General features: G+C 49.5%; 17 protein-coding genes and 2 tRNA genes. 13 read left to right on the forward strand and 6 right to left on the reverse strand.

The genetic code is table 11. From position 1 onward, the window contains the following. Window positions 1–179 precede the first annotated feature (179 nt). The 3 genes from infC to rplT are packed head-to-tail and all read left to right on the forward strand — an operon-like array spanning window position 180 to window position 1,398. Window positions 180–815, forward strand: coding sequence for a translation initiation factor IF-3 (gene infC / locus MJZ25_14955; protein ID MCQ2125475.1), 636 nt, complete (start codon window positions 180–182; stop codon window positions 813–815). Window positions 816–837: 22 nt separating this feature from the next. Then, window positions 838–1,035, forward strand: coding sequence for a 50S ribosomal protein L35 (gene rpmI / locus MJZ25_14960; protein MCQ2125476.1), 198 nt, complete (start codon window positions 838–840; stop codon window positions 1,033–1,035). A 12-nt stretch (window positions 1,036–1,047) separates the two neighbouring features. After that, the gene (rplT, locus tag MJZ25_14965; protein ID MCQ2125477.1) at window positions 1,048–1,398 is read left to right on the forward strand and encodes a 50S ribosomal protein L20; all 351 of its coding nucleotides are present in this window, start codon (window positions 1,048–1,050) and stop codon (window positions 1,396–1,398) included. Window positions 1,399–1,581: 183 nt separating this feature from the next. Here rplT and MJZ25_14970 read toward each other — a convergent pair whose 3' ends face one another. After that, window positions 1,582–2,733, reverse strand: coding sequence for a GGDEF domain-containing protein (locus MJZ25_14970; protein MCQ2125478.1), 1,152 nt, complete (start codon window positions 2,731–2,733; stop codon window positions 1,582–1,584). Window positions 2,734–2,786: 53 nt separating this feature from the next. On the opposite strand from MJZ25_14970, the gene MJZ25_14975 reads away from it, so the two are divergent. Next, the gene (locus MJZ25_14975; GenBank protein ID MCQ2125479.1) at window positions 2,787–4,061 is read left to right on the forward strand and encodes an insulinase family protein; all 1,275 of its coding nucleotides are present in this window, start codon (window positions 2,787–2,789) and stop codon (window positions 4,059–4,061) included. Between the two features lie 60 nt (window positions 4,062–4,121). Here MJZ25_14975 and MJZ25_14980 read toward each other — a convergent pair whose 3' ends face one another. Beyond that, the gene (locus MJZ25_14980; protein ID MCQ2125480.1) at window positions 4,122–4,883 is read right to left on the reverse strand and encodes an NERD domain-containing protein; all 762 of its coding nucleotides are present in this window, start codon (window positions 4,881–4,883) and stop codon (window positions 4,122–4,124) included. Between the two features lie 35 nt (window positions 4,884–4,918). Next, window positions 4,919–7,474, reverse strand: coding sequence for a DEAD/DEAH box helicase (locus MJZ25_14985; GenBank protein ID MCQ2125481.1), 2,556 nt, complete (start codon window positions 7,472–7,474; stop codon window positions 4,919–4,921). A gap of 355 nt (window positions 7,475–7,829) precedes the next feature. Here MJZ25_14985 and rbsD point away from each other — a divergent pair, with 355 nt between their 5' ends. The 8 genes from rbsD (at window position 7,830) to MJZ25_15025 (ending at window position 18,589) form a co-directional block, all read left to right on the forward strand. Next, window positions 7,830–8,228 carry a D-ribose pyranase gene (gene rbsD, locus MJZ25_14990; GenBank protein ID MCQ2125482.1) on the forward strand — a complete coding sequence of 133 codons (399 nt, stop codon included), beginning with the start codon at window positions 7,830–7,832 and terminating at the stop codon, window positions 8,226–8,228. A gap of 20 nt (window positions 8,229–8,248) precedes the next feature. Beyond that, the gene (locus MJZ25_14995) at window positions 8,249–9,733 is read left to right on the forward strand and encodes a sugar ABC transporter ATP-binding protein (protein MCQ2125483.1); all 1,485 of its coding nucleotides are present in this window, start codon (window positions 8,249–8,251) and stop codon (window positions 9,731–9,733) included. Beyond that, entirely contained in the window at window positions 9,733–10,707 is a 975-nt protein-coding gene (rbsC, locus tag MJZ25_15000; GenBank protein ID MCQ2125484.1) for a ribose ABC transporter permease, read from the forward strand. The genes MJZ25_14995 and rbsC overlap by 1 nt, the downstream gene beginning before the upstream one ends. A gap of 14 nt (window positions 10,708–10,721) precedes the next feature. Then, the gene (locus MJZ25_15005) at window positions 10,722–12,509 is read left to right on the forward strand and encodes a substrate-binding domain-containing protein (protein MCQ2125485.1); all 1,788 of its coding nucleotides are present in this window, start codon (window positions 10,722–10,724) and stop codon (window positions 12,507–12,509) included. A gap of 10 nt (window positions 12,510–12,519) precedes the next feature. After that, entirely contained in the window at window positions 12,520–13,410 is an 891-nt protein-coding gene (locus MJZ25_15010; protein ID MCQ2125486.1) for a ribokinase, read from the forward strand. Between the two features lie 141 nt (window positions 13,411–13,551). After that, window positions 13,552–14,856 carry a hypothetical protein gene (locus tag MJZ25_15015; GenBank protein ID MCQ2125487.1) on the forward strand — a complete coding sequence of 435 codons (1,305 nt, stop codon included), beginning with the start codon at window positions 13,552–13,554 and terminating at the stop codon, window positions 14,854–14,856. Between the two features lie 510 nt (window positions 14,857–15,366). Beyond that, window positions 15,367–15,451 (forward strand) — tRNA-Ser (locus tag MJZ25_15020). A 1,071-nt stretch (window positions 15,452–16,522) separates the two neighbouring features. Continuing rightward, the gene (locus MJZ25_15025) at window positions 16,523–18,589 is read left to right on the forward strand and encodes an InlB B-repeat-containing protein (GenBank protein ID MCQ2125488.1); all 2,067 of its coding nucleotides are present in this window, start codon (window positions 16,523–16,525) and stop codon (window positions 18,587–18,589) included. A 102-nt stretch (window positions 18,590–18,691) separates the two neighbouring features. Here the strand turns inward: MJZ25_15025 and MJZ25_15030 are convergent, their stop codons facing one another. Both MJZ25_15030 and MJZ25_15035 read right to left on the reverse strand, forming a co-directional pair. Next, on the reverse strand, window positions 18,692–18,865 hold the full coding sequence (locus MJZ25_15030) for a hypothetical protein (GenBank protein MCQ2125489.1): 174 nt from the start codon (window positions 18,863–18,865) through the stop codon (window positions 18,692–18,694). 111 nt (window positions 18,866–18,976) lie between these two features. Further along, on the reverse strand, window positions 18,977–19,663 hold the full coding sequence (locus MJZ25_15035; GenBank protein MCQ2125490.1) for an Rpn family recombination-promoting nuclease/putative transposase: 687 nt from the start codon (window positions 19,661–19,663) through the stop codon (window positions 18,977–18,979). A 263-nt stretch (window positions 19,664–19,926) separates the two neighbouring features. Between MJZ25_15035 and MJZ25_15040 the strand changes: the two genes are divergently transcribed. Continuing rightward, window positions 19,927–20,127 (forward strand): hypothetical protein, encoded by a 201-nt coding sequence (locus MJZ25_15040; protein ID MCQ2125491.1) that lies wholly within the window; start codon window positions 19,927–19,929, stop codon window positions 20,125–20,127. A gap of 184 nt (window positions 20,128–20,311) precedes the next feature. Here MJZ25_15040 and MJZ25_15045 read toward each other — a convergent pair. Next, a tRNA-Glu gene (locus MJZ25_15045) sits at window positions 20,312–20,384 on the reverse strand. Between the last annotated feature and the right edge of the window lie 3 nt (window positions 20,385–20,387).

Consider the following 20,387-nt stretch of genomic DNA (forward strand, 5'->3'; position numbering starts at 1 on the left):
GAACCGGCAACCATTAGCTTGGAAGGCTAAGGCTCTACCATTGAGCTACCGCCGCTTGTGAGACCAATTATACAAAAAATGGGCCGTTTTTAAAGGGGTTCCTTGAAAAGATATTGGAGATTTTTATAAAACTTTCTATCTTTTCGCTACATTAAACAATTCACCAAGAGGAACTTAACTTGGCCTTACAACCTCCCCGTGGCCGTCAAATGCCCAACCGTCAGAGCGACGGCACTCGCATCAACGAAGATATTCGCATCTCTCCCATTCGTCTTGTGAAGGACGAAGGCGAAGCCATCATCATCGAGACCCACAAGGCTCTCCAGATGGCTAAGGACGCCGGACTGGACCTGGTGGAAGTGTCTCCCAATGCTAAGCCTCCTGTATGCAAAATCATCAACTACGGCAAGTATAAGTTCGAACAGGTCAAGAAGGCCAAGGCCGCAAAGGCTAAGCAGCACGTGGTCAAGCTTAAGGAAATTAAGATGCACCCGAAGACTGCAGAAAACGACTACTTGTACCGTATCAAGCAGGCTGGTGAATTCCTTCAGGACGGAATGAAGGTGAAGCTTATTATGCAGTTCCGCGGTCGCGAAATGGCCCACATGGACTATGGCAAGCGCCTCATGGAACGTGCAAAAGAAGACTTGGCCGCCTTTGGCGACCTTGAAATGGACTCCAGAGTCGAAGGCAACACAATGCTTTCCATCTATAGTCCCAAACGTGGTGCTGGCACCGCTAAGAAGCCCCAGGCTGCTCAGCAGGACCAGGCACCGAAGCCCGTAACCGCGCCCGAGGCAGCAGGTGAGGCTTAATCATTAACCTAACGAGGTAAAAATGCCTAAGATGAAAACACATAGCGGTTCCAAGAAGCGCTTCCGCTTGACCGGCTCTGGCCACGTCAAGTTCAAGCGTGCTGGTATGCGCCACATTCAAGCTAAGATGACCACCAAGCGTAAGCGTAACCTCCGTAAGGGCGCTCTCGTTAAGAAAGTCGATTTGTACCACGTCAAGCGTCTGCTTGTTGTAGCATAAAGGAGTGCAAGAATGCCACGCGCAAAAACTAGAGTTCCTTCCCGCGAACGCCGCAAAAATATCCTCAAGGCCGCTAAGGGTTTCTATGGCCGTCGCAAGTCCAACATTCGTCTTGCTATCGATGCCGTTTCCCATGCAGGTCAGTATGCCTACGCTCACCGCCGCGATAAGAAGGGTGACTTCCGCTCTCTGTGGATCACTCGTCTGAACGCTGCTGTTCGTGAACACGGCATTAGCTATAGCCAGTTCATTTACAAGCTCTCCAAGGCTAACATCAAGATGAACCGTAAGGTTCTCGCTGATATGGCTGTTGCCGATCCGGCAGCATTTGCCAAGGTCGTGGACGCTGTGAAGGCTGCTTAATTTTTTGACCTAGTCAAAAAATTGCGTTAGCTATCATCGACGCGAGAAATTGAGCCCCCCGAAAGGTGGGCTCTTTTTTTGTGCCGCCGCGACGCTCGGCTTGCGGGTCGTTTCTTCGAAATAAAAAGAAAAGGTCCCGGGCGGAACCTTTTTACTTGCGTACGCTAGAAGCGAAACTTTGAATTAACGGTGCCTACGGTCGTTCATGCCGTTGGCGGCGTAGTAGGACTTCTTGTTCTCGTACATGTCGTGGTCGATGGAATTGATGAAGTCATCCAGGTTGTGGTTCTTCAAATCCAGCTGGCCTCTACCGATGGACGTGGACAGCTTGTAGGGTGCCTGGGACTTTTCGTTGAAGTCAGCCAGGCTCTTGTGGATGTCCTTGATGTAGTAGTCCACCACAACGTCGTCCTCGGTGTCCAGTAGGAGGATGAATTCGTCGCCGGCATAGCGGATGGCGACGCCGATGTTTCCCACCACGCGCTGAAGGATGTCAGCCATGTTGATCAAGGCCTGGTCGCCTACGGAGTGGCCAAAATCGTCGTTGATCTTCTTGAAGGAGTTGAGGTCCAGCATCAAACCGGTCATGACGGTATTGCGCTTTCTGGAGAAAATCGCCAGGTGGTGGTCCAGGTAGACTCGGTTATAAAGTCCGGTGAGGCGGTCCCTGAAAATCAGTTCGTTCTGCAAGCTGGTGAACACGCCTGCAATGGAAATGGCAAGACCGGAGGAGATGGTCGAAATACCGTAGAAGAGGGTCTGGGCCAAGGTGCCCAGCATCAGGGGGAACAGGTACACCCAGATGGGGAAGTACCTGAGGACGCCGTTACGCATACGGCTCCAGAAGTACACCACCACGCTATCCATTGTAATACCGTAGTCAATCACTGTGTAGACCCAGTAGCCCCAGTGTCTGTGGTAGACGTTGTTTTCGTCGATGGAGAAAATGAAGGGGTAGAATCCATTGACAATGACACCAATGGTACCAAGGGCAATAATTACAGAAAGAATTCGGGAATGGATCTTGGATACGCCGCCGCAAACGTGTCTGGTCAAAAAGGCGAACCACAGAACGGAGCAGTACATGTTGGATGCGTAAAGCCAACCGTTGCCCAGGAAGTTGGTGAGCTTCGCCAGGGTGCCGCCGTGACCGTCGGAGGTAAAGACCAGCGGGTCGATGACGCAGTTCAGGAAACCGCAAATAAGCATTGCGAACAGGGTTGCGTTTTCCAAGTTCCTGCGGGGGAGGCGCCAGAGGTTGCCGGCCAACACCACGGCAATGAGAACCGCACCGAAAATGTTGACCACGTAAATACAGGTTAAGGACGTATCCATATGTCAAAAATATAGTTTCTGTAAGAATTAACTAATGCTATTTTTGTGCCGTTATGAAGCAGATTTATAGAAAAACCGTTCTTCCCAATGGTGTTGTCGTTCAAACGGACTATATGCCCCACTCCTATTCCGTGGCTTTGGGGGCCTGGCTCCCCAGGGGGTCCCGCCATGAACCGGCGGTGGAGTATGGTTTGAGCCATTTTTACGAACATTTGGTGTTCAAGGGAACGGAAAATCGTTCTGCTTTCGAAATTGCCTGCTCCGTGGAAGACCGCGGCGGAAATCTGGAGGCCTATACCACCCGTCAGGAGACGGGCTTCTATGCCACCGTTGTCAAGGAAGATGTGGGCCTGGCCATCGACGTCATTGCCGATATGCTGATGAACCCCCGTTTCGACAAGGCGGAAATGGAAAAGGAACGCAAGGTAATCATCGAGGAAATCCGTAGCTACGATGATATTCCCGAAGAAGTGGCTGGCGATATTTTCAATGCGGTCCATTTCAAGGGCTGCGGCATCGCCCATTCCATTACCGGTTCCGTGAAGGAAGTTCGCAACTTGACCCACGAACAGATGTGGGAATACGAACGCCAAGTGCTGCAGGATATGCCCATCTATGTTTGCGCCGCTGGCAAGGTGGATCATGATGAATTGGTGGATTTGTGCGCCAAGAAGTTTGCAAAAAAGAAGTCCGGAAAGATTTGGCCGGTAGATGAATACAAGTGCAACTCCGGCGTGAAAATCGTAGGTAAGCAGGACACCCAACAGTCCAATCTTTTCTGGGGTGTAAGCTTTGGCGAAAAGATGTTGGAAGAAAAGAACCGCTTGGCTCTTTCCGTGTTTAACGTTGCAATCGGTGCGGGAATGTCCAGCCGTCTGTTCCAGAAGATTCGTGAGGAACGCGGCCTGGCTTACTCCGTTTATACTACCGCGGACGTGTACAAGGACTGCATGGACTGGGGCGTCTCTCTTGCCACGGAACCCCGCCAGCTGAAGACTGCGTTAAAATTGTCCATCGATGAAGTACGCAATTTCATTGCGAAGGGTTTTGCAAAGGACGAACTGGAGCGTACCAAGGCCAACATTATTGGCGGTATCCGTCTAGGCGCTGACAGCCCTGAAAAGCGCGTGATGCGTCTTGCGGAACAGACCCTTCACCTGGGCGATTTCAACCCTATGGAAGAAACGGAAAAGAGCATTGCTAAACTGACGGAAGCAGAAATTGTGGACGTGGTGAAGAATGCTTTTGAAAACGCCAAGTATTCCATTTCTGTGGTTCAGCCCAGCGATCACAAGAAACCCGACCTGAAGGACTTTTTGAAGTTTTAATGACTGTTTGTCATTGCGAGCCCGCAAGGGCGTGGCAATCGAAGCTGACTCTGCTGTTGTTTAATTTTGAGCCTTGCCTTGTACGTAAGCCTTGTGATCGGCTTTGGTACGTTCGCTTACATGCATGCAGGGCTCCAATTTCCAGTAAAGATTTTCCAACTGATCCTTACTGAAAATGGTCTTTGCTGCAGAAATCTTGCTGCCCAGTTTTTCCTGCAGTTGGAACATGTGGCAAATCATCCAGTTCTCGCCCTTGGCAGGAATTCGTTTGAGTACGCAACGGTCACTGAAAACGATGACAGAGAAAACGGGAATTTCATCAACGTTCAAATCACGGCGTGCATAATTCTCTTTGAGAAAATGTTGCAGCGCACGGATGTGTCCGCCGTTTTGCAGAATGGGATTGTGGAACGTGTGCTCGATTCGTGCGTTCATTCGCTGATGCCAACGTTCTTCGTCCATGCTTCCCGTAATTTCGCCAGAAACATTCTTGCTTTCAAGAACATAGATTCCGGACTGGTGCAACAATAGGGAATCGATTTCTGTGGTGCCACCGTGGCTCGGTACAAAAAGATTTTTCATCAGCACAAACTTGCGCTTGTCTTCGTCGCAAATCTGCGCCACGAACTTTGCAAGAATCGCTTCGCCGTAAACGCCGTTGGGGTCGTTTTCGATGCGTTCCTTTTCAAAATCCTTGAAAGTCTTGCGGCGGCCATCCTTATGAAACTGCTGACGATTGCGCTTGCCTTCCGCCTTCGTTTTGAAAAACGCGAAGGCCAGCAAGGCGATAATAGCGAGCAATGTCAGAATCACGGAAGTCATGGGCTAGTTGGCGAGGTGTTTAACCGCGACTGAAATTAGCCGCGGCCGAAGCGACGGGTTCTGCGGAAGGGCTTGTCACCGAAATCGCGTTCGTCGTGATCCTTGCGGAACGGCTTGTCGCCAAACTTGTCACGACGGCGTTCTTCACGGTTCTTGCCGAAGCCGCCACGTTCTTCGCGGTCACCAAAACCACGCTTGCCGTCACGGCCGCCGAACTTCTTTTCGCCGAAGCCACGGTCGCCACCAAAACCACGGTCCTTGCGGAAACCGCCACGACGTTCTTCACGGTTGCCGCGTTCTCCGCGACCTCTGCCGCCGAAACCACGGTCACGGTGGAAACTGCGGCCTTCACGGGAACCTTCTTCGTCACGTTCAGGAGGTTCGTCTGTCATCAGGCGGAACTTGGCGTCGTTACCACGGATGGAGATGCCTGCGAGAATATCCAGAACATCTTGCGGAACAGCTTCCGGCAATTCAACGGTACTGAACTTGTCGAAAAGCTTGATGCGGCCGATGTTGCTACTGCTGATGTTGGCTTCGCCAGCGATGGCGCCTACAATATCCTTGGGAGTGACGCGGTCAAAGCGGCCAACGCCCAAGTAGTAACGGAGGTAACCTTCTTCAACGCCGTTCAAACCTTCCTTACGTTCCTTGTTCAAACGCTTTCTGTCTTCGACGTCAAAGCCAGCGGTGCCTGCTCCGATAAAGTCGCGGCCGCCCTTTTCCTTGCCGGAACGTTCGTCACGTGCGGCGCGTTCCTTGGCACGGCGAGCTTCGCGGGGTGCGTCCAGCGGAGCCAATTCCGGGAACAGGGGCTGCTTCTTCTGATACATCTTGATGACAGCTGCGGCAATGTCTTCTGCAGTGAGGGGTGCCACGGAGCCGTCTTCGTTTTCCACGCCGCAGGTCAGGTTGTTGCCTTCTGCGACCAGCTCGTTGATCAAGGTCTTGAACTTGTCCAGTTCGCCGTAGCTTGCAACGCTCTTGACTTTCTGCTTGAATGCTGCAACACGCTTCTGGCTGATGATTTCGCCAGTGGGCAATTCCATTTCGTCAATGGGCTGACGGGTGGCGCGTTCGATGATCTTCAGCATGCGCTTTTCGCGGGGAGTGATGAAGAGGATGGCGTCACCGCTACGGCCTGCGCGGCCTGTACGTCCAATACGATGAACGTAGGATTCGGTGTCGAAAGGAATGTCGTAGTTCACAACGAGAGAAATGCGGTCCACGTCAATACCGCGGGCAGCCACGTCGGTTGCCACCACAATATCCAGCTTGCCCATCTTCAAACGGTTGATGGTGCGTTCTCGCATGGACTGTGCCAAGTCGCCGTTCAGCGGAGCCACATTGAAACCGCGGCTTTCCAACTTTTCAGCCACTTCGGTGGTGTTCTGCTTGGTGCGAACGAAAATCAAAACGCCGTCGAAATCTTCGCCTTCCAACACGCGGGCCAAAGCTTCGATCTTGTGCTCCTGCTTGATGAACATGTAGCGCTGGTGAATGTTTTCAACAGTGGTGGTCTTGTTTTCAATGCAGGCTTCGTCGTATTCGCCCAGGTACTTGTCGATGATGGCCTTCACCTTCTTGGGCATGGTGGCGCTGAAGAGGGCGCGCTGTGCGTCTGCGGGAATTTCGCTCAAGATGGTTTCCACATCTTCTTCGAAACCCATGTCCAGCATTTCGTCAGCTTCGTCAAGAACGATAGCCTTTACACCGCCTAGAGAGATGGTGCCGCGCTTAATGTGGTCAATCAAACGACCCGGAGTAGCAACGATGATATTTGCCTGACGCTTCAGGGCGCGAATCTGCACGGCGATATCCTGACCACCGTAAACAGGAACCACGTGAACCTTGGGCATGTTTTCTGCGTACTGCTGGATGGCTTCGGCCACCTGGATTGCCAATTCGCGGGTCGGTGTCAAAACCACCATGGAAGTTTCGTGGCCGTTGAAGTTTAAACGGGAAAGCAGCGGCAGGGAGAATGCGGCGGTCTTGCCTGTACCCGTCTGAGCGGTGCCCAGCAAGTTGTTGCCCTGAAGAAGAACGGGAATAGCCTTCACCTGGATGGGGGAGGGGGTCACATAGTTCATCTTCTTGATGGCTTCAAGAACAGGTTCTGCCAAGTCCAGGTCTTCAAAAGTTACCAGGGCTTCGTCGCCTTCGGGGGCTTCGCCGCTCAATTCTTCTTCGCCTTCAGATTCTTCCTCGGAAATTTCTTCTTCTGCAATTTCGCCTGCATTGTCTTTTGTTTCTTCTTCGACGCCGTCATCCAACGCGTCATTCTGAGGCGCAGCCGAAGAATCCATCTCGCCGTTATCAACGATTTCATCACCGTCCACAATTTCAGCCTTCTGGCCGATGGTAAAACCGGCAGCCTTTTTGCCCACGTTCACAATCTGGTCGTCGTCATCCACGACGATGCCATCGGGATTCAGGGCGAGGAAAGCTGCCTCGTCTGCTTCGTCTTCGTCGGCGCCGCCAGCGAGAGCTGCAAGGAATGCGTCTGCTTCGCGAGCGATGTTGGAACTGGAGTCAATGTTTTCTTCAGGGATACGATTTTCCGCATCCTTGTCATAGGATTTCTTGGACATAAATCACCTTCAGGGGACCCGTAAACTTCATCTGCGGCCCATGCCGCACCATCTAATGATTCCTAAAAAAATCCGTGGAATCTTGAAAAGCCCCGAAGCGCACTCGCGCTTATAAACCTGAAGTTCGTTAGGTCACCTAACTCAAATTTGCGCCCAAAGGTAGAAATATAAGGGCAGAAATCAAAGGTTTCGAAAAATATATTCCAACATGGAATAATCGCCCCTGACCTTTTTACAGAGATTGCCTTATATTAGAATAGTTTGGAAAACAAGGTTGTTTCTTTCGTTTTTCGTAAAAATTAAAGGAAAACGGCAAGAAAACACGCAAATAGTGAGGGCAAGAAGGTTAAGTACAATGAAACGAAACGGCATTCTAAATAGTGAAATTTCCAGGGTTCTAGGTTATTTGGGTCATACGGACTGCATTTGCATTGGTGACTGTGGCCTGCCCATTCCCGACGAAACAGAGCGTATTGACTTGGCTCTGGCTTTTGGCGTACCCACCTTTATGCAGACCTTGACCGAAGTGGTAAAGGATATGAAGGTGGAAAAAATCGTCTTGGCCGAAGAAATCAAGACCAAGAATCCCCAGGTGGAAAGCCAGGTTTTGCAGCTGCTGCCGGGCGTGGAAGTGGAATATGTTCCCCACGCAGAATTGAAGGCCCGCACAGAGACCTGCAAGGCTGTTATTCGCACCGGCGAAACCACCCCCTATGCCAATATTATTTTGCAGGCCGGTTGCATTTTTGCCTGATCGGAGGATAATAATACTCTATGCATGTTGAAATGAAAGGCATTAACAAGTCCTTTGGAACGAACCAGGTGTTAAAAGACGCTGCGTTCAATCTGAAGGACGGTGAAATCCACGCCTTGATGGGTGAAAATGGCGCAGGCAAGTCTACGCTGATGAAGATCCTCACGGGCGTGTATACCCGAGATTCCGGAACCGTGATTGTGGATGGTAAGGAGGTGACCTACCATAGCCCCAAGGAAGCGGAAGAAGCCGGTATCGTTTTTATTTATCAGGAACTGAACGTTTTGTTCGACCTTACCGTAGAAGAAAACCTCTTTATGGGTAAGGAAATCACCAACCGCTTTGGCGTCTGCGACAAGAAGGCCATGCGCGCCAAGGCCCAGGAAATCATGGACCGCATGGGAGTGAACATTCCCGTAGATGCAGTCATGAGTGACCTGTCCGTGGGCCAGCAGCAGATGGTTGAAATCTGTAAGGCCCTGATGGTGGATGCCAAGGTCCTGATTATGGACGAACCTACCGCAGCCCTTACCCAGAGCGAAACCGAGGTCCTTTTCGAGGTGATCAATTCCCTGCGCAAGAAGGGCGTGTCCATCGTTTACGTGTCCCACCGCATGGAAGAGATCTTTGAGCTTTGCGACCGCATTACCATCCTTCGTGACGGTACCTACATCGATACCAAGTTCATCAAGGACATCACCATGGATGACGTGGTGAAGATGATGATCGGCCGTGAAATTGGCGAACGCTACCCCAAGCGCAATAACGCCATCGGCAAGGAAATTCTCCGTGTAGAAGGCCTTACCCACGAAAAACTGTTCCGCGATGTAAGCTTTAATGTTCGCGCCGGTGAAGTGCTGGGCGTGTCTGGCCTTATGGGTGCCGGCCGTACCGAAATCATGCATTCCATCTTTGGAAATCTGCCTCTCGTAAAGGGCAAGATCTTCATCGAGGGCAAGGAAGTCTCCATTCGCAATCCCCGTCAGGCCATCGAAGCTGGCATCGGTTTCATTACCGAAGACCGCAAGACCGAAGGCCTGTTGCTGGAAAAGAGCATTGCCGAAAATATTGAACTTTGTAACCTGGGAAAGGTTTCTACGAAGGGCGTACTCCAGACCGATAAGCAGACCAATTTGGTGAAGCGCGGTATCGAGGAATTCAAGATTCGTTGCTTCGGCCCTCACCATGAATGCGGCAATCTTAGCGGTGGCAACCAGCAGAAGGTGGTTCTTGCCAAGTGGATCTACACCGATCCCAAGATTCTGATTCTGGATGAACCTACCCGTGGCGTGGATATTGGTGCTAAAAAGGAAATTTACAGCGTCATTAATGAAATGGCTGCCAAGGGCGTCGCCGTGATTATGGTGTCCTCTGAATTGCCCGAAGTGTTGGGCATGAGCGACCGCATTATGGTGGTCCACGAAGGACATGTGACCGGTATTATCAACGGTGCCGACGCTGATCAGGAAAAAATTATGACTCTTGCTACAGGAGGATCCCTCTAATGAAAAAGGAAAACAAAAATATTGGTGCATTTTTGTCAGAATATGGCGTGTTTATTGCGCTAGCAATTCTGGTAGTTATTATCAGTGCCATCAGCCCTGAATTCCGCCAACCGGGCAACTTCCTGAACTTGCTGCGTCAGGCATCCTTTAACGGCTTGATTGCCTTCGGTATGACCTGCGTGATTCTTAGCGGCGGCATCGACCTTTCCGTAGGTTCTACTTTCGCCTTGAGCGCCATTGTCTGTGCCGAAATGATTGGCCATGGCGTTCCGGTAATTGTTGCCGTTCCTGTGGCATTGCTGGTGGGCGTTGCCTTGGGCTTGATCAGCGGTCTCTTGGTGACCAAGGGCCGTTTGCAGCCCTTCATCGCTACCTTGATTACCATGACAGCTTATCGCGGCCTAGCTATGATTCTTACGGATGGTAAGCCTATTTCTCGCTTGGCAGAAAGCTCCGGTGATAGCCTTTTGTTCAAGGCCATGGGTAAGGGTAATTTCATCTTCACCTTTGCGCCGGACTTCAAGATTCCTATTCCTATCATTATTCTTGTCGTGGTGTTCGCCATCATGTACTTTGTGCTGAAGCATACAGTTTTCGGTCGTCGCCTTTACGCTACCGGTTCTAATGCCAAGTGCGCAGCTTTGACTGGTGTGAACATCAACCGCGTTAAGATGAGCGTCTATGCCGTTTCCGGTTTCCTCAGTGCTTTGGCTGGCCTGATTATGATTAGCCGTGTGGACTCTGCTCAGCCCATTATGGGTACTGGTTATGAACTGGATGCCATTGCTGCAGTGGCTCTTGGCGGTACCAGTATGAACGGTGGCCGCGGTAGAATCGCAGGTACCATTGCCGGTGTCTTGATTATTGCTGTATTGAACAATGGTTTGAACATTTTGGGCGTTACTTCCTACTACCAGAGCGTGGTCAAGGCCCTCGTGATTCTGGTGGCTGTGCTTTCTGACCGTAAGAGATAAGGAGAATTTGTATTATGAAAAGAATGATTAAACTGCTTTTCGCTTCTCTGGTGGCTCTTTGCTTTACCGCTTGCGCCATCGTGATTGACGGTGAAGAAAAGACTACCTCCAAGAAGGTTGAATCTACTGGAAACATTGGCCTTTCCATTTCTACTCTAAACAATCCGTTCTTCGTCACCTTGGTTGAAGGTGCAAAGAAGGCTGCTGTAGAATTGAAGGTTGGCCTTACCGTTGTGGATGCTGGTGACGATGTTGCCAAGCAGGCCAGCGATATTGAAGACCTTGTCAGCAAGAATGTTGGTATTTTGATTGTGAACGCTGTGGATTCCGATGCATTGACCGGCGCCGTAAAGGCTGCCATGGCCAAAGGCGTGAAGGTCATTAGCGTGGACCGCGCCATTAACGGTGTGGAAGTGGATTGCCAGATTGCTTCTGATAACGTTGCCGGTGCGGAACTTGCAACCCAGTACATTGTTGATAAGCTGGGCGAAGGTGTTGTCACTGCAGAACTTCAGGGTACTATGGGTTCTTCTGCTGCTATTGACCGCGGCAAGGGCTTCCACAATGTTGCTGACGCAAAGCTTAAGGTTGTTGCATCCCAGACAGCAAACTTCAACCGTGCCGAAGGCATGAGTGTTATGGAAAACATGCTTCAGGCTAATGGAAACATTGCTGCAGTATTCGCTGCCAATGACGAAATGGCTCTGGGTGCTATTGAAGCAAGTTCTGGCGCAGGCAAGAAGGTGATGGTGGTTGGCTTTGACGCTACCGACGATGCCATTGCTGCAATCAAGGCTGGTCGTATGGCAGCTTCCATTGCTCAGCAGCCGGCTCTCATTGGTGAAACTGCTGTTCGTACCGCTGCAGACATTGCTAACGGCAAGACTGTTGCAAAGAACATCCCGGTGAAGGTTACCCTGGTGAATGCAGACAATGTTGAAGCTCTCCAGGCTGCAGCCGAAGCTCAGAAGATTGTTGGTAATGGCTTGATTGGTCTCTCTGTTTCTACCTTGAACAACCCGTTCTTTGTCACTCTCGTTGAAGGTGCAAAGAAGGCCGCTGCTGACATGAAGCTTCAGCTCACTGTTGTGGATGCAGGCGATGACGTTGCCAAGCAGGCAAGTGATATTGAAGACCTTGTGAGCAAGAATGTGAGTGTTCTGATTGTCAACGCCGTTGACTCTGACGCATTGACCAGCGCTGTTAAGGTTGCTCTTTCTAAGGGCGTCAAGGTAATTGCTGTTGACCGCGCCATTAACGGTGTAGATGTTGACTGCCAGATTGCTTCTGACAACGTTGCCGGTGCAGAAATGGCAACCCAGTACATCGTCGATAAGCTTGGCGAAGGCGTTGTGACTGCAGAACTTCAGGGAACTCTCGGTTCTTCTGCCGCCATTGACCGCGGCAAAGGCTTCCACAATATCGCAGATAAGAAACTGAAAGTTGCTGCTTCCCAGACTGCAAACTTCAATCGTGCCGAAGGCATGAGTGTTATGGAAAACATGCTTCAGGCTAATGGAAACATTGCTGCAGTATTCGCTGCCAATGACGAAATGGCTCTGGGTGCTATTGAAGCAAGTTCTGGCGCAGGCAAGAAGGTGATGGTGGTTGGCTTTGACGCTACCGACGATGCTATTGCTGCAATTAAGGCTGGCCGTATGGCTGCATCCATTGCTCAGCAGCCGGCATTGATCGGCGAAACCGCTGTGAAGACTGCTTCTGAAATTGTGAATGGCAAGACCGTCGAAAAGAACATCCCGGTTAAGGTGACTTTGGTTACTGCTGAAAATGCAGGCAAGTAAAGGCGGCGTCATGAAAGTTCTAAACATTGGTTCCATGAATCTTGACCACGTCTATAGCGTGGACCACATTATTCTCCCTGGTGAAACGGAAGCTACCGGCGCTGTTAAGCATTATCTTGGCGGCAAGGGCATGAACCAGTCTGTGGCTTTGGCCAAGGCCGGTGTGGAAGTTTATCAGGGCGGTATGATTGGGGAGGATGGCCAGCCCTTCCTGGATGCCTGTAAGGAATACGGCGTTCACGGCGAATACATTGCCAAGGTGGATGACCAGACCGGCCACACCATCATTCAGATTGACAAGAACGCCCAGAATAGCATTCTGCTGTACGGCGGTGCAAACCAGCGCCTGACTCAGGAATATGTGGACGGCGTGCTTAGCCACTTTGACGCAGGCGACATTCTGTTGCTGCAGAACGAAGTGAATATGCTGCCCTACATTGTGGAGAAGGCTTTTGAAAAAGGAATGCAGATTGCCTTGAATCCGTCTCCTTTTAACGAAAAGTTGGATGCGGTGGACATGACCAAGATCAGCATCTTCCTGCTGAACGAGGTAGAAGGCAATCAGGTTACCGGCAAGACGGATCCCGACGAAATCCTGGCAGAAATGCGCAAGCGTTTCCCCAAGGCTCGCATTGTGCTTACCTTGGGCAAGGACGGCGCCGTGTATAGCGATGGGGTCGAAAAGGTGTTCCAGCCCATCTTCCCCGTGAAGGCTGTGGATACCACTGCCGCCGGCGATACCTTTACCGGGTATTTCCTGGCAGGTCTCGCAGAAGGCATGCCCGTTGCTCAGGCTCTCCGCATGAGTGCTCGCGCTTCCGCCATTGCAGTAAGCCGCCCCGGCGCCGTGCCTTCCATCCCCCTCCGCAAGGAAGTGGAAGAAGCCCTGGCCAATAGCTAATTGATAACTAAGGCGAGAGAAGCGACCGTGCTTGCGCGGGCATTTCCGAGCCGGTTTAATGTTACATGAGCTTCTCCAATAAACGGAGAAGCTTTTTTTAATTATATTAAGTTGTGTAGATGTTCTTTGAAAGGAGAATCTGTGAAGTTTGTTTTAGGAATTAAGTTCGCTGTTGGCGTAGTCGCCTTAGGCTTGATGCTTGGGTTGTTTGCGGGCTGCGGTAACGACCCTTCCAGTTCTTCTCGAGGTGACGAATGCCCGGAAGGCTACATCTGCGATACGACGTATACCGATACAAGTGCGTACAGCTTTGTTTACTACTCTGGGAAAAATAAACTGGATACGGTTACGGCATTTACCGGCGAAATGAAATGCGACATCGAAGACAACTACTTTTCTTGCCGTTTGACAAGGACGTATAAGACTTGCTACGTTGTGTATAGTGCGCAGGCAAACCATGCGGAACGCAACACCGATAGCGACTCCTTGATTCACAAGGAAATAAACATTCTTCGCGTAGATACCACGTTCATCAACTATGGAAAAAAACGACTGATCGATTTCATTCCTCCCTATATCGAACAAGAAAAGATGGATTTGAAAGGTTTGCAGGATGCCTTTGATACGATTGAATTAGATTTTGACGATTCTTACACATATGATAAATACAGAGGGAGAGCCAATTTTAGAACACCTTATGTAATGGAAGATGTCTATGGAACGCTACCCAGCGATGCCGGACTTTTGACATACCCGAGTTATTATACGGTAGGTGCCGATGGTGACTCTATTTGGCATGTGAATCTGCTGGACCTGGAATCTATCGGCGGATGCTATGAAACAATTCGTATCGATTATCCTTTTACTCCGAAAATACATGAAGTCGGATTATACATATATAGCGATGAGCCTCTTGAAAAGGATACTACAGTAACCTGGCAAGCTTATTATACGGACATGTATGGCGTAAGGGACTCCACCGAAATCACAACCGTGTTTAGGATGAAGGATGGATTCTCAAAACCGGGAAAACCGGCTCTCGAAGAAGTCCCGGATATTGATTTTTGCGAGGATTTTGTGCCGAAGACTTGTGATTTCAGTGTCAACGATTCCCTGTGGTTTTATTGCGGAGTTACCCCGAAAGATATGGCTGGGGGACACGTTGCTGAGTATTATTACTATTCATTTAACGGTGCGCAGGTTGTCAAAAGGTCTATTAATGAAAACCTTACCCTTGCATCAGATGAAAGTGAATGCGAGAACTTTCTTTCTCATGGAGCCCCCGCGGGAAATGTTTATTGCAAGGGCCCCGTCGTAGTTACAGTAAAACAGGATACCTTAAGCGTGGCTAACGATGAAACGAGGAAAACTCTGTATGAAAATGCAAAAAGTCATTGCGAAGAGGTTCGAGAACACTTTGACAAATTGTATGAATCACGAGAGTAACGTTAAATTCCTTCATAGTTGGGCCGGCCACAAAATCGGTCGTCTATCACAGGACCGAGGGTTCGCCAAAACTTGCGAGAGCCGAAGGCGAACATGCAAGTTTTGAGATCCGGCCAGGGGGCCGGACCCGAAGGGCAAAGGGCGAAATGAAATGAGGACTTTGTCAATCCCTCACCCTCCTCGCGGCAAAGCTGCGAAAAGAGATTGGATAAATAGACAATCATAAAATATTATACTAAATTGGGTCAAACTCGGAGGGTTGCCAGAGTGGTCGATTGGGCCGGTCACAAAATCGGTCGTCTATCACAGGACCGAGGGCTCGCCAAAACTTGCGAGAGCCGAAGGCGAACATGCAAGTTTTGAGATCCGGCCAGGGGGCCGGACCCGAAGGGCAAAGGGCGAAATGAAATGAGGACTTTGTCAATCCCTCACCCTCCTCGCGGCAAAGCTGCGAAAAGAGATTGGATAAATAGACAATCATAAAATATTATACTAAATTGGGTCAAACTCGGAGGGTTGCCAGAGTGGTCGATTGGGCCGGTCTCGAAATCCGGAGTCTGTCACAGGACCGAGGGTTCGAATCCCTCACCCTCCTTGAAAAAAGATGGAACCCCTTGTGGGTTCCATCTTTTTTCATAGATGAATATCGAACCCTCGAATAAGAGGGTTCGCTTAACTGCGCGAGAGCGAAGCGAACACAGCGCAGTTAAGGATTCGGCGAAGCCGAACCTGGAAGGCTACGACCGAAACGAAGTGAAGGAGTAGTCCCATCCTTCACCCTCCTTTGAAACACTAAACGCACCCTTTGGGGTGCGTTTAGTGCTTTATAGATGTATGAGTTCGCGATCTCTAGGAACATTTAAACGAGTCGCGGCATTCAAATCTTTACAAAAAACTTACGAGAGACTATATTTGGACTAAATGAATATAGTCGCATGTAATGGATTGAAGTTTGTGGAGGCCGCCCCGGTCTCTTTTGCTGGCTGTGCCTCCGCCGTGCAGGTCCGCAAGTCCGTTACCCCCCCCCTATGTAACTAGAAGTTTACTTTCGGATGTTTTTTATAAGCCCGTGGCCTATGCCATGCGGCTTTTTTTCGTTTTTAAACAATAACAAGGAGAAACAATGAAACTCTCAATAATCAAAAAAATGGCCTTGCTGCTGGTAGGGTTAGCCACCGTGCAGGGGTATGCTCAATTTTACTACGATCCTAAGGGTCGTTCGGTTGACGATATTTATTCAGAAAACTCGAACTCGTGTGGATATGAAATTGGGATATATGGATGCTACACCCCTCCAGGAGAAGATTTTATCCGTTATACAGAAATGGTCCAACCCGAGCTTTACGCGGGAACAATTTCATCAATATCTTATGACGAAAAAAGAAAAATTTTGTCATTTGTTGATACGAAGAAATTTGTGAAACCCGTAAAAAGATTGTATGGGTTGGCTGTTTTTGGTGCGACCGACGAATCTAATTTTTACAAGCAAGAAAACCATGTTCAAGTTTTATGGTTGCCTGTTGATCCAAATGGTGAAAGATTTGTTCAAGCTTCTAAACAAACCCAATCCATAAAAGCTGCTAACTTACCGTATGTTCTGAATTATGGATATATGGATGGTGGTGATGTAACAAAATGCTATCAAGGTAAATCTTTGAGTTGTCAAATGAAAAGCACTCTTCTATCAGATAGATACGTTTTTATCAAGGAAACTGCGGGCGGCGAAACCGTTGAGTTAGATTTGACCCGTATTTTAGAGGATGTTTCTGGCTCAGGCTATCCTGATGTTGTTGTTGCGTTTCGTCGCATTGAATACCAAGATCCCCTGACTGAAGATTATGAGATTTATCCAGAAGAGGTGGCTGCAAAAACAACGACAAATTTGGACATAGTAACTTACCAGTACAATGTAAAAATTCCGGTTCCTCAAATTTATACAATCACATTCCTTGGCTATGATGGAAAGCCGATGAACTCAAAAGTGGTCTTTGCGGGAGACGTTCCCGAAGCCCCGTCTTTAACAGTCAAAGAAGATTCTGAAGAATTCCGTTACTTCGCAAAGTGGACCCCGGAAATTGTTCCCGTTACCGAAGATGCAACATACAAGGCTGTTCTGGATAGCGTAAAGAAGGATTTCAATGTGTACCTGGCTGCAGATTACGAGGCCGGTGGCGACATTTCCTTGTCTGTTGAAAATAAGACGTCCTGCGTAAGCGTCACCAAGAAATCCTTGGATGGTTTTAGCTATAGTTCAAATTCTGCGGTTAAGTTAAGTGGCGGTGCTCATACCTTGCTTTTTGACGTCACATTGAATACCAACGGAGACTGCGCAAATGATGAATTGGCCAAGACCATTAAGTGGACTTGCGCAGACGAATCTGAGCTTCATTTTGATGGATGTACCGCTATCCCTGTTTATGTAAATGGCGTCAAGAATGAACGTATGCTCCTTTCTGAACATAACGATGGCGTTTACAACAACGGTTTTGAATATGAGTTTGATGTGGAAGTTGCTGACGAAAAACTTCCCACGATTCAGTTGGCTGCAACCTATGCCGTAGGTGGCGATGTGGAACTTGTTTCGACAAATGCCGCTTCTTGCGTGACTATCACAAAACGTTACCTCAATGCAAACTGCGATTCCTATGATGAAGATGGACTTTGCCTGGCAAGCGAAATGCTCTACAAGTATAGTAAGGGCTCTTGGATGCTTGACCAGGGCCCTCAGGATTGGCCGATTGGTGCCGGCGATGTCAATTTGAAGGTTGATAAATCCTATCAGTTGGAATATGGTCTGAATTTTAAGCCGGCTAATTGTACCGAGAAAGAATTTGTGGAAAGTTTGGCCCTTGTTTCCGACAAAACAAATCTTCCTATCTACATAAATGGATCTCTCATCGGTACTGTTTTGACATATTCTCCGTATTTCAATTTCACGCTGAAGTCTCAGTACACTATCACCTTCTTTGATGACAAGGGTGTGCAGGTGGGTGATGTTGTGACGGTTGCTTCTGGTATGGCTGTGGACACCCCTGCAGAACCTGCAAAGCGCGAAGGCTACACTTTCGCGGGCTGGTTCCAGAAGGATGCTGAAACTGCTTACGACTTCTCCGCAGCCGTAAATGAAGATTTGGAACTTTACGGAAAGTGGACCATCAACAAGTATGAAATTGCTGTTGCCGCCAACGATTCCAAGATGGGTTCCGTGAAGGGTGCCGGCACTTATGAATACGGTACCGAAGTGGAACTGGTTGCTACCGCCGCCGAGGGCTACAAGTTCTCCAACTGGGAAGACGACGTCAAGGCTTCCGCCACCCGCAAGGTCAAGGTAACCGCCGCCGCTTCCTACAAGGCAAACTTCGAGAAGATTGCAGAATCTAGCAGCAGCGAGGCTGCCACGAAATCTTCGAGTTCTCGCAATGATACTGAAAGCAGTTCTTCTAGCGCCAAGGACGACAAGAGTTCCAGCAGCACGAAGCACAAGTCTAGCTCTAGCAAGACTGACGCCGTCGTTGCTGCCGCTGCCGTACCGCAGTTCAGCCTATCTGTTGCCGGTCGCAATGTGCAGATCGCTGGCGCCCGTATCGGTTCCGCCTACGCCGTCCTCGACATGCAGGGCCGCGTCCTCGCTACTGGCCGCACCGCTTCCGCCTCCATGGAAATCGCCGTGCCCCGCGCAGGCAGCTACATGGTCCGCGTCGGCTCCCAGACGAAGCGCGTGAACGTAAAGTAACCGCTAGCACAAAGGCGGCTCCGCCGCCACGATGTTCGCAAAAAAAGAAGCCCCCGAAAGGGGCTTCTTTGCATAATATTTTCGCTTCAAAAGTGTTGAAAATTATTTCTTGAGTGCTTCGACCTCTTCCTTGGAAAGGTCTGTGTATGAGACAATCTTTTCCATAGGTTCATTTTGGGCTAGCATTCGGCGGGCGGTTTCTTCAGCTCGTCGCTTTTCGCCTTCTTCATAGAAACCGTCAGCGATAGTCTTGTAGTTCGGACGAACGAAATCCATCTTGTATGCCTCCATGAAGATTTTTCTAAGCCAACCATGCTAATTAATCGCAAGCCGAGTGTCGCAGCCAAGCTTGCTTGGATATGACCGAGGCGCAGATTAATGCGCAATTTAATTGCGCAAATATACATCCATCTGATGCAATAAGTCAAGGGCTTCCTGTTTTGTAAGTTCTTCGAGAACTCGCTCGATGATTCTCCTGAACAAATCTCTTTTGCTTTCAGGATCACGAACATATTTAAGCGAACCGATGAATGCCGCGAGGCGCGCGTTGAAACCGTCCAGTTCCTCGTCGGAGACATTGTTCACATCCAGCATAATGCACTGGAACGGGAGCATGAGCCGCTGAAGTTTCTTGGGCTTATTGGCGTACAGTTCCTTAAGCGGATCCCAGTTTTCCTTGCCGTTGTACAGGATGATGGCGATGGAGGGAATTCCCCTAAAAACATTGTCCTTCAGCTTTTGCACCATGAGGTGAAAGTTGTAGCGGCGAAGCTGTTCCAGAACATTGTTGTCCCGTGCGGACTTGTGCTCCACAAGGAAGCCGACGAACTGTACGGGCTCGGAACAGTCTTCCTGAAAATCCTGCTTTACGTTTGCAAGAAACGCCAGGTCGGCGTACCCTTTGCTTTCGGTGTCGCTATAATCGCCGGGCATGCGTCTGAATGATGCTTGGTCCAGCAGGTTGAAGAGGTCGTTTAGTTCTGCATCCTTTGTGGTAAGGTAGCGGATAAACTCCAGAAAAGTCGGGACATCCGCTAACACTCCCCTGCAGAAGGGATCGTGAGGTAAATTCATCTTTATCCTATGAATTTATGTGGATGTAAAAAATCAGGGAATGGCCTAGTTGGGGCGAATTCCGTGGGCCCGCGACAGCTTGAAATATTTGAACTAGCCACGAGCCGACATGTAGTAAATAAACCCCGCTTTCGCAGCGGATATGTTAAACGTACAAAATGTAAAACAGAAAAACAAGGTGCGGTCTCCTTGACAGGGAGTTTGCAAATGATGTATCTTTTTCCTCGTACACTAATGATGTTTTTCTTCTGGAGGCCGACGGCATGACTGATCTCGCATACGAAAAAGAAGGCTCGTACCTGCAGGGTAAAGCTGATGGCGAAGATATTGGCCGCAAGGAAGAACGCCAAAAGGCTTTGTCTGAGAAGTTGCAGGCTGCTCGCGAGATGCTTCGCGAAGGGGATTCCGTCGAAAAGGTCTGCCGAATTTTAAAACTCACTGAGGAACAGGTTAAAGCCTTGTAGTGCGGTTAATAAAAAAGCTCAGTCTTTCGACTGAGCCTTTTTATACCTTTGTTGCGGTTGATACAAAAAGCACCACTCGTATGAGTGGTGCTTTTCGTATACCTTTTGACGCGGTTGGGAATCCACCTGACGGTGTATTCCACCGCAAACAAAAAGGAACTCACAGAGTGAGTTCCCTTTCGTATACCTCCAAGCGGTTTCGAACCGCTGTTGCGGGAATGAAAATCCCGAGTCCTGGGCCACTAGACGATGGAGGCGTA

The organism is Fibrobacter sp., from assembly GCA_024399065.1.
Lineage (GTDB): Bacteria > Fibrobacterota > Fibrobacteria > Fibrobacterales > Fibrobacteraceae > Fibrobacter.